Source organism: Agrobacterium sp. NPDC090283, from assembly GCF_044769685.1.
Classification (GTDB): Bacteria; Pseudomonadota; Alphaproteobacteria; order Rhizobiales; family Rhizobiaceae; genus Agrobacterium.
Window position 1 is genome coordinate 171,444 of record NZ_JBIVYG010000003.1, and the last position, 16,353, is coordinate 187,796.

Below are 16,353 nucleotides of genomic sequence, written 5' to 3' on the forward strand. Positions count from 1 at the left end.
TGAAACCTCCTTGTTTTCCCAAGCTGGCAGCCTTCTGCTCAGCCTGTCGGCTCGTTCGCTGCATCCGCAGCGGCGCGATGTCGTAAGGCCTCTTTCAGCAGAATTTCGATCTGGGCGTTGATGCTGCGCAACTCGCCGCTCGCGGTCTGCCGGATTGCGTTCAATATGGCGGGTTCGATCCGAAGCGGAAATGCCACTCGCTGCGGCCCCGGGGGACGTCCGATCATGAGTTGACCCTCGAATTCAGGGGAACGGCGCGGCTGGCGGTGGGGCAGGGTTTTTCGGGAATGCAAAAGGACATCGTGAGCCTCGTGTGAGAATGATGCCGTTTTGATACGGGAAATGGATTGCAGCGGGATTGCGCAAAACAAAACGCCGCGGGCATGGCGACCCGCGGCGTCTTGTTTTCAATCTTGCGGGCTTTCCCGCAGAACGCTTAGTTGAAGTAGCTTTGCAGCGGCTTCACTTCCAGATTACCGGCCTTCAGGGCCTTGATGGCGAGGGCTGCTGCTTCCGCACCGGCCATCGTCGTGTAGTAAGGCACCTTCTGCATCAGCGTGGCGCGGCGCAGCGATTTCGAGTCCGAGATAGCCTTATTGCTATCGGTGGTGTTGATGACGAGCTGGACCTGACGGTTGCGGATGGCGTCCTCAATATGCGGACGGCCTTCCTGCACCTTGTTGATCTTCTCGGCGTTGATGCCCTGTTCGGCGAGGAAACGCTGGGTGCCGCCGGTCGCCAGTACCTTGAAGCCGCTTTCCACGAGAATGCGGATGGCGGAAAGCACGCCTTCCTTGTCCTCGTCACGCACCGAAACGAACACCGTGCCGGAACGCGGCAGGTCGACGCCGGCGCCGAGCTGGCTCTTGGCGAAGGCGAGCGCGAAATCCGTGTCGAGGCCGATGACTTCGCCGGTCGAGCGCATTTCCGGTCCGAGCAGGATGTCGACGCCGGGGAAGCGCGCGAAGGGGAAGACGGCTTCCTTGACGGCGATGTGCTTCAGGTTGCGCGGATCGGGCTTTTCGCCATAGGCGGCGATTGCCGAACCAAGCTTTTCACCGGCCATGACGCGGGCGGCGATCTTGGCGATCGGCGCGCCGATGGTCTTGGCGACGAAAGGCACGGTACGCGAGGCGCGCGGGTTGACTTCGAGAACGTAGATCGTGCCGTCCTTGATGGCATATTGAACATTCATCAGGCCACCGACATTCAGCGCCTTGGCAAGAGCCGTCGTCTGGCGTTCCAGTTCGTCGAGAGTTTCCTTGCTCAGCGAACGCGACGGCAGCGAGCAGGCGCTATCGCCCGAGTGGATGCCGGCTTCTTCGATATGTTCCATGATGCCGGAAACGAAGACATTTTCACCATCGCACAGCGCATCGACGTCGACTTCGACGGCGTTGGTCAGGTAGCTGTCGAACAGAAGCGGGTTCTTGCCGAGCAGGGTGTTGATCTGACCGGTCTTGTCGTTGGGGTAACGCTGCTTGATGTCTTCGGGTACGAGGCCCGGAACGGTGTCGAGCAGATAGGTCTGCAGCTGGCCTTCCGAATGGATGATCTGCATGGCGCGGCCACCCAGAACGTAGGACGGGCGAACGACCAGCGGGAAGCCGATTTCAGACGCGACGAGGCGGGCCTGCTCGACCGAATAGGCGATGCCGTTGTTCGGCTGGGCGAGATCGAGCTTCATCAGCAGCTTCTGGAAGCGGTCGCGGTCTTCGGCAAGGTCGATCATGTCGGGTGCGGTGCCGAGGATCGGGATGCCGTTCTTTTCCAGCGCTTCAGCAAGTTTCAGCGGCGTCTGGCCACCGAACTGCACGATGACACCGACCAGTTCGCCCTTTTCCTGCTCGGCGCGCATGATCTCGATCACGTCTTCGGCCGTCAGCGGCTCGAAATAGAGGCGGTCGGAGGTGTCGTAGTCGGTGGAAACAGTTTCCGGGTTGCAGTTGATCATGATCGCTTCGAAGCCTGCATCCTTCAGCGCGAAGGCAGCATGGCAGCAGCAATAATCGAACTCGATGCCCTGGCCGATACGGTTCGGACCACCGCCGAGGATGACGACCTTCTTGCGGTCGGAAACCTGGGCTTCGGAGCGTGCGGCGCCCACGAAGGGAATTTCATAGGTCGAATACATATAAGCGGTCGGCGAGGCGAATTCGGCCGCGCAGGTGTCGATGCGCTTGAAGACCGGGCGGACGTTCAGGCTGTTGCGCAGTTCGGCCACTTCCTTCGGGCGCTTCGACGTCAGGCTGGCGAGGCGGGCGTCGGAGAAGCCCATGGCTTTCAGCATGCGCAGGTTTTCGGCATCCTGCGGCAGGCCGTGCTCGCGGATGCGGGCTTCCATGTCGACGATGGCCTTGAACTGGGCGATGAACCACGGATCGATCTTCGAGTTTTCGTGGACTTCCTCTTCGGTCATGCCCATGCGCAGCGCCTGTGCGACCATGCGCAGGCGGTCCGGCGTCGGCGTGCCGATGGCGGCGCGGATGGCGTTCTTGGAACCTTCGCCTTCCTCGTAACCGGGGATTTCGATTTCATCGAGACCGGTGAGGCCGGTTTCCATGCCGCGCAGCGCCTTCTGCAGCGATTCGGCGAAGGTGCGACCGATGGCCATGACTTCACCCACCGACTTCATGGCGGTGGTGAGGATCGGCGAGGCACCCGGGAATTTCTCGAAGGCGAAACGCGGGATCTTGGTGACGACGTAGTCGATGGAGGGCTCAAAGGACGCAGGTGTCGCACCGCCGGTGATATCGTTTTCCAGCTCGTCAAGCGTGTAACCGATGGCGAGCTTGGCGGCGATCTTGGCGATCGGGAAGCCGGTTGCCTTGGAGGCGAGAGCGGAGGAGCGCGATACGCGCGGGTTCATTTCGATGACGACGAGGCGGCCATCCTTCGGGTTGACGGCGAACTGCACGTTCGAGCCGCCGGTTTCCACGCCGATCTCACGCAGCACCGCAATCGAGGCGTTGCGCATGATCTGGTATTCCTTGTCCGTCAGCGTCAGCGCCGGCGCGACAGTGATCGAGTCACCCGTGTGGACACCCATCGGATCGATGTTTTCGATGGAGCAGATGATGATGCAATTGTCCGCCGTGTCGCGGACCACTTCCATCTCATATTCCTTCCAGCCGAGCACCGATTCTTCGACCAGCACTTCGGTGGTCGGTGAGGCGTCGAGGCCACCCGAGACGATATCGAAAAATTCCGAGCGGTTATAGGCAATGCCGCCGCCGGTGCCGCCAAGCGTAAACGACGGGCGGATGATGGCGGGCAGGCCGACATGGTCGATGGCCTGGGCGGCAATCGCCATGGCATGGGCCATGTAACGCTGCTTGCGGTCGGTCTCTCCGAGGTTCCACTGGTTTTCGAGGTCGTCCAGCGCCTTGTCGAGTTCAGGACCGGAAAGCTTGCCCTTCAGTTCGGTGCGGGCGATTTCGTGCTTCTTGCGGTCGGCATCCTTGATTTCGGTTGCGTTGGCGAGCATCGACTTCGGGGTTTCAAGGCCGATGCGGGCCATCGCCTCGCGGAACAATGCGCGGTCTTCCGCCATGTCGATGGCTTCGGGCTTGGCGCCGATCATTTCGACATTGTAGCGGTCGAGAACGCCCATGCGCTTGAGAGAAAGCGCCGTATTGAGCGCGGTCTGGCCGCCCATGGTCGGCAGAAGCGCGTCCGGGCGCTCCTTGGCGATGATCTTGGCCACGACTTCAGGGGTGATCGGCTCGACGTAAGTGGCGTCGGCAAGGCCCGGATCGGTCATGATCGTCGCCGGGTTGGAGTTGACCAGAATGACCCGGTAACCTTCTTCCTTCAGCGCCTTGCAGGCCTGCGTGCCGGAATAGTCGAATTCACATGCCTGACCGATAACGATCGGTCCCGCGCCGATGATGAGGATGGACTTGATATCTTGGCGCTTCGGCATGGCTCTCTCGTTCCGCTTTTTGGTTGCGCAAAACACCGGCCAGGGTGGAAGATCACCGGCCGGGGAGCGCAATTCAAATGTTTTCAGGCTAGAAGCGGCTTATAGGCAAATGTTTTTGAGAACGGAACCCCATAAATTCCGGAATCGACAGAAACTCTTAACGGGTGTGGGCAGGCGTGGCGAAACAGGCCTGAACGGCGGCGTTACGCGAGCGGCTGACGGGAATTTCCGTGCCGTCATGGGTCACGATATAAAAACGGCCTGCCGCTTTTCGCAATGAGATCACATTGGCGTGGGCGACCCAATGGGAGCGGTGTACCTGCAGGCCGGGCGTGTCGCCGATTTCGCGCAGCGCATCGACAAAGCGCAGCAGCACGAGCTGACGCCCGCGGGTGGTGACGATTTCGGTGTAGTGGTCCTGCACCGACAGCCGCAGCAGATCGCCACGCTTTTGCGGCGGCAACCGCTCCAGCAGCGGCGCGGTGCTTTTTATGTCGTGACCGGCACCTCCATCGGCAGCCACGATAACCTCCGCCGGAGTTTCGAGTGTCTGGCGGGCGGTAAGATAGCTCAGCAGGCAAAAGATCGCGCAGAGCGGCAGGGATGTGAGGCCGCTTTTGAGGAAAGATACGAGGTCGATCTCCCTGCCGTAAAAAACATGGTTGGTGACGGTAAGCAGCAGCCCGATCGGCAGGGATGCGGCGAGCGAGCCGGCCATCATACGCGCCAGTATACTGTTGATGTGGCCTGCGAGGAGCGTTTTGGCGATGATGGCAAAGGATATCGCGATCCCCCAGGAGCCGCCCTGAACGATCGTCCAGTAAAGCAGCCGGTCGGCAAAGCTCATGGTTTCGCTGGTGCCGAAAGGCCCGGTCAGGATGAAGATCGCCAGCACGGCAAGAAATGTCAGCCACAGCCTGCGCGATTGCAGCATGCTGTGCATTTCACGAAGCGTGGATTGCAGATAAGGGTGATCCACGAAGTTTTCCTGCTAATGGCGCCAATCCGTTTTTCTTCTCCGCATGTTTTGCCGAAATTGCCGGTGATTTCAACCGAGCCGAAACAGCGCCCATGTCATTCCAGCCTTTGTTAGATGCACCGCTTGCCGTGCAATTCCATGTCGCCACCGTCATACCCGCAGCCATTCTCGGCGCCTTCATTTTCCTGCGTCCCAAGGGCACCGCCATCCACCGGCTGCTCGGCAAGATCTGGGTTTTGCTGATGGTCACGACATCAGTTTCGACCTTCTTCATCCACGAACTGAAGGTGTTTTATGGTTTCAGCCCGATCCATCTGCTTTCCATCTCCACCATTTACGGGTGTCTGCAATCGGTCTATTTCGCCCGCCGCGGTGATATCAGACGCCATATGCGCATCATGCAGAGCGTTTATCTCGGCGGTATCGTGATTGCCGGCGGCTTCACCTTCGTTCCGGGACGGATCATGCATGAGGTTGCGTTCGGAGACGGCAAGGCCGGTTTTGCGGCCCTTTCCGCCGGCGCTCTTGTGTTTGCCTTCCTGTTTCTGACCGTGCTGAAACAGAGACGCAGAACTGCATGAGGCTCTCCGTTTGCCGCCTCTGCTTTCTTCCGGAACAAGATGTATTATAGTGCCGTTATAAGGCAGCTTGTTAAGGCGATATCCGCCGGGAGAATAGCATGGAATGGAGAGGGCGCCGCCAGTCGGACAATATCGAGGACCGGCGTGGCATGTCGGCGGGATCGGGACCAGGCGGTAGCGATCCTTTTTCCCGTGGCGGAATGCGCGTGCCGATCGGGCGGCGCGGTGGTGGCATCGGGATTGGCGGCATTCTGGTCATCCTGCTGATAAGCTGGGTGCTCGGCATCAACCCGCTGACGCTGCTTTCGGGCGGCGATATTTCACTGGACGGCGGTGGCACGACGCAGCAATCCGGCGGCCAGCAGGCGGGCACGCGTCCGCAAGGTCAGTCGTCGGACGAGACGACGGCTTTCGTGCGCACCGTGCTGGCTGAGACGGAAGATACGTGGAGCGGCATTTTCCAGTCCGCCGGCGAGACCTATCAGAAGCCGACGCTGGTTCTGTTCTCCGGCCAGGTGTCTTCCGCCTGCGGTTATGCCTCGGCTGCCAGCGGCCCGTTTTATTGCCCGGGTGACCGCAAGGTCTATCTCGACACCAGCTTCTTCAAGGAACTGGATCAGCGTTTCGGTGCGGCCGGCGATTTCGCGCAGGCTTACGTGATTGCGCATGAGGTGGGCCACCACATCCAGAACCTCACCGGCGTCCTGCCGGAGTTCAACCGCCGCCGCCAGTCGATGAGCCAGACGGATGCGAACAAGATGTCCGTGCGTGTCGAGCTTCAGGCGGATTGTTATGCCGGTATCTGGGGCAAGTTTACCGAACAGAAGGGCATTCTCGAAACCGGTGACCTCGAGGAAGCGCTGAATGCCGCCCACCAGATCGGCGACGATACGCTGCAGAAGCAGACACAGGGCTATGTGGTGCCTGACAGTTTCAACCACGGCACCTCCGCACAGCGCATGGAATGGTTCAAGCGCGGTTTCCAGAGCGGCCGTGTCGAGGATTGCGATACATTCTCGGCGAATATCTGAGAACCGGACAGGGAGGGGGCTTTCAGCCCCCTTTTTATTTAGCGTATCAAAAGCGCCACGGCATACATGCCGAGTGCGAAGACCGTATGGGCCACAAGGTTTAGAAAGCGGACCTTTGTGGGGTTCGGCGTCTTCGATGCCGCCCAGCCGATGCCCAGCCCCGGCTGCAGCAGGAACCAGCCCGCACCGACCGTTATGATGCCGACGATCCACGGTTCGATGAAGGAGGGATTGGCAAACCATGCGGCCGGAACCACCAGCGCGAGAATGACGCCATAAAGAATGCCGACGGCGTAATGCGAAATCCAGCCGAGCGCCAGTTCATATTCATAGGGTTCAGCCGTGGCGATGCTGTCGTGGAATATCCGGCCCTTCGGCACATGCCAGAACCAGCGTCCGACCGGCGCCCAGTTTGGCGCCGACTGGCCGAAGAACCGGTGCAGCACGATCGCCCATATATCCATAAATACGGTGCCGCCAATGCCCATGGCAATGCCGCGCCAAATCACTTCCAGCATGAATCCCTCCGCACGATCATGATCGATCAAGCTCTAGCGGATTGGGTCGATGGCGGGAACCGGCTATTGTCGGCATGGCAAATAAAAATGGCCGGATTGCTCCGACCATGAGTGTGAGAAAGGCGCAAGACCTCTCCTCCGTCATGCCGGACTTGATCCGGCATCCAGTCGCGGCGCGTCTGCGCCGTGGGAAGAGTCTATTGCGATCAATGACTTGATCGCGCTGGACCCCGGATCTAGTCCGGGGTGACGACTGTTGAGCGCTGTGCCTTCAGGCGGTTCCTCAAGCAACCCGCCCATATTCCGTCTGCCGCCGCGTGGCCGTCGCCAGCTGGAACTGCGCCAGCAACTCGTTGAGCGCCGCCGCTTCCGAAGCCAGCCCGTGGCTTGCCGCCGTCTGTTCCTCGACCATGGCGGCATTCTGCTGTGTGCCCTGATCGATGGTGTTGATGGCGGTGTTGATTTCCTGAAGGCCGGTCGACTGTTCGCGCGACGACGTCACGATGGCGTCGATGTGGCGATTGATCTCCTGTACTTCGCGGACGATGGTTTCCAGCGCCTTGCCGGCATTGCCAACGAGATCGACGCCGGACTGTACCTGCGATGTCGAGGCGTTGATCAGCGTCTTGATTTCCTTCGCCGCATTGGCTGAGCGCTGGGCAAGCTCGCGCACCTCCTGTGCGACGACGGCAAAGCCCTTGCCGGCCTCACCGGCGCGCGCGGCTTCCACACCGGCGTTCAGCGCCAGAAGGTTGGTCTGGAAGGCGATCTCGTCGATCACGCCGATGATGTTGCTGATCTCGGACGACGATTTTTCGATGCCTTCCATGGCGCGAACCGCATCTTCGACGATGACGCCGGACTGTTCGGCATTGTTGCGGGCGCGGTCGACCAGACGTCCGACTTCTTCGGCGCGGCGGGCGGAGTCTTTCACCGTCGTGGTGATTTCCTCAAGCGCCGCCGCGGTCTCTTCCACGGAAGCCGCCTGCTGCTCGGTACGCCGCGCCAGATCGTCGGCGGACTGGCGGATTTCGCCGGCGCCGGCATCGATGGCGCGGGCGTTCTGGCCGACGGTGCTGAGCGCTGCGTTCAGCTTGGCAACGGAATTGTTGAAGTCGTCGCGCAGGCGATCGATGCGGGTCACGAAGGGCGTATCGATACGATAATTGAGATCGCCATTGGAAAGATGTGCAAGTCCCCTGGCAAGCGAATCGACTGCGAACTGGATATCCGCCGCGTCCTTTGCCGCCAGTTTTTCGCGCTCGTTACGCTCCTGTTCGGAGAGTGTGCGGTTTTCTTCGGCGTCTCCTTCAAGGCGCAGGCGTTCCATGGCATTCGACCGGAACACGGCAACCGCCGCCGCCATCGAGCCGATCTGGTCGGTACGTTCCTGACCGGGAATGGCGACATCGAGATTGTCGGCCGCAAGGCCTTCCATGGCCGAGGTCATCTGCGTGACGGGGCGCACGATGAAGCGGGAAAGCACGGTCGCAAGCAGGCCGATCATGATTGCGGCGGCAAGCACCGTGGCGATGGTTGCCGCCAGCCGGAATTGGCCGATCGCGCCATAGGCAACATCGGAATCGACGACGAAACCGAGATACCAGTCAACCGAGGGCAGGCCGGCAACCGGAATGAAGCTGGTGATCTTGCCCTTGCCGTCGATTTCGGTTTGCGAAATTGCCGAGGAAATCGCCGGTGTGTTGACCTTGAAGAGATCGGTCAGCGGCTTGTCGACGAATTTCGGATCGGGATGGATGAGGATCTTGCCATCCTTGCTGACGAGGAACGCATATCCGTCCTGGCCGGCATCCACGGACTTGATCATGGTGACCAGTGAATCGAGCGAGAAGTCGCTTCCCGTCACACCGGCCAGCTTGCCGTCGACGGAAACCGGAATGGCGGCGGTGATGATGAGACCGCCAGTCGATGCGTCGCTGTAGGGTTCGGTCAGAACCGGCTTGCCGGCCTTGACGGCGTCCAGATACCATGGGCGCTTGCGCGGGTCATATCCCTCCGGCAGCGGCAGTTTCGGGAAGGTCGTGAAGCTGCCGGTGTCGGCATTGCCGAAATAGGTGGACATGAACTGCGCCGTCAGCACGTCATTCTGCAAGAACTGCACCTTGGCATCGTCGTCTGAAAGCTTGGCGAGGGTTTTCGCCACCGTGTCGGTCAGCATGATGCGGCCGTTCAGCCAGTTGGCGATGCTTTGGGAGGCCTGTTTGCCTGAGGAATCGATATTTTCCGCCACGGCTTCCGTCGTGACACGGTGCTGAAGGCTGTCGATGTAGAAAGAAAAGCCCGCAAAGGCGGCGACGACAAGTGATGACGCCGCAAACAGGATGCGGGTCATGAGATTGGTTTTCTTGGACAAGCTACAGATCCTTTGAGCCGGATGTACCGTTCAGGTCATCTTTGACAATGGTGGGGAAAACATGCCTCAAAGGCGGGAATATTCTGCGTCATGCAGCTTATGATTTAAAAGAACTATTCAATGCTCTAATTAATAAAGAGAAATGGTAAAGTTCGACTAAATTTGTCTTATGTCATGCCGTGCCGCGGACCGGTTGTGCGGCTGCGTAAATTTTGATCATTCCTCTGCAAAGGTTGCGTGCAGGAAGGGAATATTTTATTCATCACCGTGCTGCCGTTGCGCAATTCGCGGGCAACGGCCAAGGTTCAGGTGAATTACAATGTCTTCGTCGGTTGTTGCAGGAACCGTTCCTTCCGGATCGGGGTCGTGGTTTTCGCATTTCAAGGCTACGCTTGTGCTGGGAATTCCGCTTATCGGCGCACAGCTCGCACAGCTTGGCATCCATACCACTGACATGGTCATCGTCGGCCAGCTGGGGGCTGAAAAGCTGGCGGCCATGGTGCTGGCCGGGCAGTTCTTCTTTGTCGTCTTCATTTTCGGCTCTGGATTTTCCGTGGCCGTGGTGCCGATGGTGGCGCAGGCCTATGGCCAGGGCGATGCGACGGCGGCCCGTCGTTCGCTGCGCATGGGCATGTGGGTGGCGATCGCCTATTGGCTGCTCGCCTTGCCGATCTTCTTTAATGCCGAACGTATTCTCGTTTCCCTCGGGCAGAACCCGAATGTGGCGGCTCTGACCGGCCATTATCTCGCCATCGCCAAGTTCGGCCTTTTGCCGGCGCTGCTGTTTTATGTCCTGCGCGGGCTTGTCAGCGCCATCGGGCGGGCGGGCATCATTCTTTATGTCACCATCATCATGCTGGTGATGAATGGCGTGCTTGCCTATGCGCTGGTGTTCGGCCATTTCGGATTGCCGGCGATGGGCATGAACGGTGCGGCGGTCGTCGCCGTCATCGTCAATGCCTTCAGCTTCATCTTCATCGTCGCTTATGTGCAGACGCGGGAGGAAACGAGGAAATACGAATTGTTCGTGCGCTTCTGGCGGCCGGACTGGCATGCGCTTTTCGAAGTGCTGCGCCTCGGTCTGCCGATCAGCATCACCATTCTTGCCGAAGTGACGTTGTTTGCTGCCGCTTCGATCCTGATGGGGCAGATCGGCACCGTGCAGCTTGCCGCCCACGGCATTGCCCTGCAACTGGCCTCCATCGCCTTCATGATCCCGTTAGGTCTTTCCCAGGCCGCGACGGTTCGCGTGGGCGTGGCGCGGGGGCAGGGGGATTTCAAAAATCTCATCCGCGCCTCGATCATGATTTATGCCATCGCCTGCGGCATCGCCATTTGCGGCGGCATATTGTTTGCGGCGGTCCCTGAATTTCTGGCGAAATGGTTCCTCGATCCGAAATTGCCGGAGGCTGCGGAAGTGCTTGCTTATGCCAGCAGCCTCGTGGTGATTGCCGGCATCTTCCAGCTGGTCGATGGCATTCAGGCCGTGACGGCGGGCCTGCTGCGCGGATTGAAGGATGCGCGCATTCCGGCAATGCTGGCGCTGATCTCCTATTGGCCGATCGGGCTGGCGCTTGCCTGGACCATGGCTTTTCCGCTCGGTTTTGGCGGGCGCGGCGTCTGGTTCGGTTTCGTGATCGGCCTTTCGACGGCGGCCGTCCTGCTGTCCGTGCGTTTTGTCATTCTGGTGAAGCGCGAAATGCAAATGGCCCGCTGAAAAGCGGGCCGTTGTGTTCTTTCTGGAATGTAATGCTCTGTCGTCATCCTCGCCCTTGAGGCGAGGATCCATTCCACCAGGTCCCGATGGATCCTCGGGTCAAGCCCGAGGATGATGCGGAGTATGGGGATGGTCTATCAGCGCTCGGCGAGCGCTGCCTCACCCTGTCTCTCGCGCAGCAGGTTGACGAAGCGGCGGAAGAGGTAGTGGCTGTCCTGCGGGCCGGGCGATGCTTCCGGGTGGTGCTGAACCGAGAAGACCGGCTTGCCGACGATGCGCAAGCCGCAATTGGTGCCATCGAACAGCGAGATATGGGTCTCCTCGACGCCCTCGGGCAGCGACTTGGTGTCGACCGCAAAGCCATGGTTCATCGAGACGATTTCCACCTTGCCGGTCGTGAAGTCCTTGACCGGATGGTTGGCGCCGTGGTGGCCCTGATGCATCTTTTCGGTCTTAGCGCCGACGGCGAGGCCGAGCATCTGGTGGCCGAGGCAGATGCCGAAGATCGGCAGCTCGCTCTTGATGAGGTTCTGGATAACAGGCACGGCATATTCGCCCGTCGCGGCCGGGTCTCCCGGACCGTTGGACAGGAACACGCCATCCGGCTTCAGCGCCAGAATGTCTTCGGCCGAAGTCTGGGCCGGAACGACCGTGACCTTGCAATCCAGACCGGCAAAGAGGCGCAGGATGTTGCGCTTGACGCCGAAATCCACGCAGACGACGTGGTACTTCGCATCGGCTTCGCCGAGCGTGCCGTAACCCTTGTTCCAGACCCACGGTGTTTCCGTCCAGGTGGAGGACTGGCCGGAGGTGGCTTCGATGGCGAGATCGAGGCCGACGAGGCCGCTCCATGCCTTGGCTTCCGCCTTCAGCGCCTCGATATCGAAGACGCCGTTCGGATCATGGGCGATCACCGCATTCGGCGCGCCGTTTTCGCGGATCCATGCGGTCAGCGCGCGGGTGTCGATGCCGCAGAGGCCGATGACGCCGCGGGCCTTCAGCCAGGCATCCAGATGCTTGATGGCGCGGAAGTTCGACGGATCGGTGATGTCGGCCTTGAAAATGACGCCGACGGCGCCGCGGCGGGCGGCAGGTGTCAGGTCTTCAATGTCTTCCTCATTGGTGCCGACATTGCCGATATGCGGGAAGGTGAAGGTGACGATCTGGCCGAGATAGGAAGGGTCGGTGAGGATTTCCTCGTAACCCGTCAGCGCCGTGTTGAAGCAGACTTCAGCCTGAACCTTGCCGGTTGCGCCGATGCCGGTTCCCTCGATCACTGTGCCATCGGCAAGAACAAGCATTGCGGTCGGTTTGCGGGTAGTCCAGGGCGCTGTCTCGGTCATCTCGTTCCGTTTCTGCCGCTTCGCACCCCGCCTCTTGAAAGGCAGGGGGTAAGGGGCCATTTTTGTCGCAGGCTTCGTGACATAAAGGGGCGCGCGATAAAGCTCGCGTTCCGACCCTTCGTTAAAATCTCGTGCAGGTGCCGGAAAATAACGAAAGCAGCCCAAGCGGTCAACCGCAGCACCAAGATTTACGCGGATTTAAGCTGTCGTAGATTCAAGGGCTTATGCAATTGATTTGCTTGAGCGTGTTTGCTCGTTTATGTCGTTGCGAAAAATAAGGCGGAAAGTTTCCGTGTCAGGAAGCTGCGGAGTGAGCTTTCCCAAGGAGAAGAAAAATGCTGCGCGACACGTTCGCTAATACTTTGAAGGATGCGCTGAAGGCTCGGGATGCACGCCGCACCTCGACCGTGCGTCTCATCCAGACCGCCATCAAGGATCGCGATATCGCCAATCGCGGCGTGGGCAAGGACCCCGTCAGCGATGAGGATATCATGCAGATCCTGACGAAGATGGTGAAGCAGCGGGAAGAATCCGCCACCATCTATGAAGGTGCCGGCCGTCCCGAGCTTGCCGCGCAGGAGCGCGAGGAAATCGTCATCATCAAGGAATTCATGCCGGAAGAAATCCCGGCCGAGAAGGTGCGCGAACTGTGCCAGGCGGTCATCAGCGAGACCGGCGCATCCGGCCTGCGTGACATGGGCAAGTGCATGAATGCGCTGAAGGAACGTTATCCCGGCCAGATCGACTTCGCGAAAGCCTCCGGTGTCGTCAAGGATCTGCTGAAGTAGCTTTCGCCACTTCTGAAAAAGTAAAGGCAGGGTAGCCATGGCTACCCTGCCTTTTTTCTGCCGACGAAGATGCATTCCGGCGGATCAAAATGCTCTCCCGCGCAGGCTTTTTTCGAGGGGGACGTGCCTGCAGGTGTCGGCAGGTGTATGTAAATGTTCAAACACTGCCTTTGACTGTGTTTTGTTTTTACATCGCCGCAACGCGTCGCTCAAATTACAAAAACATAATTTTTGGTGATGTTGCACTGCCATAAATTCGCCGGAAGCTGGCGCAATGGCGGCTCTCCTTCTTCAACCCGACCGTTTTTTCTGCTCATGCACATAGTGGCGCAGAACCGCATTCATCCGGGTTTGATAACCTTTGCCGGTGGATTTGAAGAAATCCACGACATCCTGATCGACACGGATGGAAATGGATGTTTTGGCGGTGGGAAACACGACCTGGGCCTTCGACCAGTCGATATCCTCAAAGCCCGCCCAATCCGGATCGTCGCGCGTGGCGCGGTCGATGTCCTCATCGGTCATGGCATCGACACGCGCCCAGTCGGTCTCGCTCTTCTCGCCGCGAGACCGCTTAGCGCGTATTTCTTCCAGGGTCATTCGCGTAATAGAGTTGTTGCTCATTTTTCCGCGCCGCACGCACTGATATGATCCGGCATGTCTCGCCCCGCATCGTGTAAACGACAGCTATAAGGCGCCCCATGAACGGGCAAATGGCGCGTATGCGGACCTCTCCATTTTGGTCAGACGGTATTTCGATATGTGGTTCATACAGCGCCTCCGCTGCATCCTCGAAGTCGATACCGTGCTTAGCCAGATTGATAAGCCGCTTGTTTCCATCCCAATCAAAGGAGATGAACTCTTTCATCACGATGTCCATGAGTCACCCGAGACTGTTTCCAGTTTGCGGGCACTCATGCGCCACACTTGTATATTCATCTGTATATACACTTATGTCAATGCCGCCTGTGAATATCGGGTATTCTTTGCGGAGTGTTTTGTATTGCGGCTGTTATGCGCTTATATGAAAGACTGGCCTCGAACAGGTAACCCATGCGCTTTTCCAATTCTTTCCTTGATGAGATACGCGACCGCGTGAACATCTCCGATGTGATCGGTCGACGTGTGTCCTGGGACAAGAAAAAGACCAATACGTCGCGGGGGGATTATTGGGCCTGCTGCCCGTTCCATGGCGAAAAAAGCCCGAGCTTTCACTGCGAGGACCGCAAGGGGCGGTATCATTGCTTTGGTTGCGGTGTTTCCGGCGATCATTTCCGCTTTTTGACGGAGCTTGAGGGCTTAAGTTTCCCGGAAGCCGTGCAGCAGATCGCCGATATGGCTGGTATTTCCATGCCGCAACCCGATCCGCAGGCGGAAAAGCGGGAACGAGAGCGCACCTCGCTTCAGGACGTCATGGAAATGGCGACGCTGTTCTTTCAGGATCAGTTGCAAACCGCGCTCGGCGCGCGGGCGCGGGCTTACCTGCGGGATCGCGGGTTGACCGGCCGTACCATCGAGACTTTCCGGCTGGGTTATGCGCCTGACAGCCGCAATGCGCTGAAGGAGCATCTGGCAAGCAAGGGCGTGACGAAGGAGCAGATGGAGGCCTGCGGGCTGGTGGTGCATGAAAACGTGCCGGTCTCCTATGACCGGTTCCGTGACCGCATCATGTTCCCGATCCTGTCGTCGCGGGAAAAAGTGATCGCCTTCGGTGGCCGCGCCATGGCGGCGGATGCGGTGGCGAAATATCTGAATTCCAACGAGACCGAGCTCTTTCACAAGGGCAATGTTCTCTACAATTTCGCCCGTGCGCGCCGCGCCTCGCAGGCGGCAGGCGGTTCGGTCATCGCCGTCGAAGGTTATATGGATGTCATCGCGCTTTATCAGGCGGGTGTTGAAAATGCCGTCGCACCGCTCGGCACGGCGCTGACCGAAAGCCAGCTCGATCTCCTCTGGAAAATGTCGCCGCAGCCGATCCTTTGCTTTGATGGCGATGGTGCCGGCATTCGCGCCGCCAACCGTGCGGCCGATCTCGCCCTGCCGCATATCAAGCCGGATCGCTCCGTCAGCTTCGCGCTGCTGCCCGATGGCAAGGACCCGGACGATCTCGTGCGGCTGGAGGGGCGTGCGCCGTTTGACCGGGTGCTTTCGGAAGCCAAGCCGCTTGCGGCGATGATCTGGAGCCGCGAGACATCAGGTGTCACTTTCGATACGCCGGAAAAGCGCGCGCAGCTTGAAAGCCGCTTGCGGCAGATCGTGGCGGTTATCGGCGACGAGACCGTGCGGCGGTTCTACCAGCAGGATATGCGTGACAGGCTGAGCGGCTTTTTCCAGCCGCGTTTTCAGCAGGGTGGGGCGCAGAACGGCAATTTTCGCCGTAATGGTGCGCAGCCGGCGGGGCGCGGCTTCCAGCGTAATGCGCCGGGGCGGGGCGGGGCCATGGCCGCGCCGGCCAGCAGCATTTCCGACCGGCTGGCGCAGTCGGGGCTTGTCCGGGGCTATCAGACCAAGCCTTCGTTGCGCGAAAGCGTCCTCGCCATCACCATCGTCAACCATCCCGAATTGTTGCTTGAGGAATATGACGAGATTGCCGCCATCGATTACGAAAACCGTGATCTGCAGCGCCTGTGGTCGACGGTGTTGACCTATGCGGCGGAAAATGCAGCTGACATATCGCGGGCGGGATTGATCGAGCGCCTGTCGCAACAGGGCTTCGAAGGGCTTTTGAAGGCCATGGACCAGCAGGTGCGCAATGCCCGCCTGTGGACCGCGACCGAACAGGCGGCGATGGAGGATGCGCGCGAAGGTTATGTACAGGCGCTTTCGCTGCACAAGCGGACGAAATCCCTGCTCTGGCAGAAACGCGAGCTGGAGCGGGAAATCGCCGAGGCGACGGATGATGAGCGCGGCACGCTGCTGGTGCGGGCGCTGGCAGAAGTGCAGCTCGAAATCGGCCGAATGGAAAATCAGGAGGCGATCATCGATGGTTTCGGGGTCATGTCCGGCCGGGTTAAGGGGCCGGCCGTTGGTCATGGCTGAGGATGGTCGGCAGAATTGAAAGGTGTCTGGGGTTGCCTTTTGCGGCAGGCGTCCTAAA

The 16,353-nt window shown here is 59.6% G+C and carries 13 protein-coding genes; 5 read left to right on the forward strand and 8 right to left on the reverse strand.

All coding sequences use genetic code 11. The features are described 5' to 3' along the window. Nucleotides 1-38 precede the first annotated feature (38 nt). The 3 genes from ACIQUH_RS06355 to ACIQUH_RS06365 form a co-directional block, all read right to left on the reverse strand. A complete protein-coding gene (locus tag ACIQUH_RS06355) occupies nt 39-197 on the reverse strand; it encodes a hypothetical protein (protein WP_400813228.1) in 159 nt (52 codons plus the stop codon). A gap of 239 nt (nt 198-436) precedes the next feature. Continuing rightward, on the reverse strand, nt 437-3,925 hold the full coding sequence (gene carB / locus ACIQUH_RS06360) for a carbamoyl-phosphate synthase large subunit (protein ID WP_400813229.1): 3,489 nt from the start codon (nt 3,923-3,925) through the stop codon (nt 437-439). Nucleotides 3,926-4,082: 157 nt separating this feature from the next. Beyond that, complete coding sequence (locus tag ACIQUH_RS06365; protein ID WP_400813231.1) at nt 4,083-4,904, reverse strand: LytTR family DNA-binding domain-containing protein; 822 nt, start codon at nt 4,902-4,904, stop codon at nt 4,083-4,085. A gap of 92 nt (nt 4,905-4,996) precedes the next feature. Between ACIQUH_RS06365 and ACIQUH_RS06370 the strand changes: the two genes are divergently transcribed. Continuing rightward, the gene (locus ACIQUH_RS06370; RefSeq protein WP_400813232.1) at nt 4,997-5,485 is read left to right on the forward strand and encodes a DUF2306 domain-containing protein; all 489 of its coding nucleotides are present in this window, start codon (nt 4,997-4,999) and stop codon (nt 5,483-5,485) included. 98 nt (nt 5,486-5,583) lie between these two features. Continuing rightward, entirely contained in the window at nt 5,584-6,516 is a 933-nt protein-coding gene (locus ACIQUH_RS06375) for a neutral zinc metallopeptidase (RefSeq protein WP_400813233.1), read from the forward strand. Nucleotides 6,517-6,554: 38 nt separating this feature from the next. Here ACIQUH_RS06375 and ACIQUH_RS06380 read toward each other — a convergent pair whose 3' ends face one another. Further along, nucleotides 6,555-7,034: a DUF2938 domain-containing protein gene (locus ACIQUH_RS06380; protein ID WP_400813234.1), complete on the reverse strand. Its 480-nt coding sequence runs from the start codon at nt 7,032-7,034 to the stop codon at nt 6,555-6,557. Between the two features lie 283 nt (nt 7,035-7,317). Continuing rightward, nucleotides 7,318-9,408 carry a methyl-accepting chemotaxis protein gene (locus ACIQUH_RS06385; RefSeq protein WP_400813236.1) on the reverse strand — a complete coding sequence of 697 codons (2,091 nt, stop codon included), beginning with the start codon at nt 9,406-9,408 and terminating at the stop codon, nt 7,318-7,320. Between the two features lie 319 nt (nt 9,409-9,727). On the opposite strand from ACIQUH_RS06385, the gene ACIQUH_RS06390 reads away from it, so the two are divergent. After that, on the forward strand, nt 9,728-11,125 hold the full coding sequence (locus ACIQUH_RS06390) for an MATE family efflux transporter (protein WP_400813237.1): 1,398 nt from the start codon (nt 9,728-9,730) through the stop codon (nt 11,123-11,125). A gap of 137 nt (nt 11,126-11,262) precedes the next feature. Here the strand turns inward: ACIQUH_RS06390 and carA are convergent, their stop codons facing one another. Beyond that, nucleotides 11,263-12,468: a glutamine-hydrolyzing carbamoyl-phosphate synthase small subunit gene (gene carA, locus ACIQUH_RS06395; RefSeq protein WP_400813238.1), complete on the reverse strand. Its 1,206-nt coding sequence runs from the start codon at nt 12,466-12,468 to the stop codon at nt 11,263-11,265. Between the two features lie 335 nt (nt 12,469-12,803). Between carA and ACIQUH_RS06400 the strand changes: the two genes are divergently transcribed. Then, nucleotides 12,804-13,256, forward strand: a complete 453-nt coding sequence (locus tag ACIQUH_RS06400) for a GatB/YqeY domain-containing protein (RefSeq protein ID WP_400813239.1) — start codon at nt 12,804-12,806, stop codon at nt 13,254-13,256. A gap of 291 nt (nt 13,257-13,547) precedes the next feature. On the opposite strand, the gene ACIQUH_RS06405 is transcribed toward ACIQUH_RS06400, so the two are convergent. After that, nucleotides 13,548-13,880, reverse strand: coding sequence for a BrnA antitoxin family protein (locus tag ACIQUH_RS06405; protein ID WP_400813241.1), 333 nt, complete (start codon nt 13,878-13,880; stop codon nt 13,548-13,550). Next, nucleotides 13,831-14,136, reverse strand: a complete 306-nt coding sequence (locus ACIQUH_RS06410) for a BrnT family toxin (protein WP_400813242.1) — start codon at nt 14,134-14,136, stop codon at nt 13,831-13,833. Before ACIQUH_RS06410 ends, ACIQUH_RS06405 begins: the two co-directional genes overlap by 50 nt. Nucleotides 14,137-14,309: 173 nt before the next feature. On the opposite strand from ACIQUH_RS06410, the gene dnaG reads away from it, so the two are divergent. After that, on the forward strand, nt 14,310-16,295 hold the full coding sequence (gene dnaG, locus ACIQUH_RS06415) for a DNA primase (RefSeq protein WP_400813243.1): 1,986 nt from the start codon (nt 14,310-14,312) through the stop codon (nt 16,293-16,295). Nucleotides 16,296-16,353 lie beyond the last annotated feature (58 nt).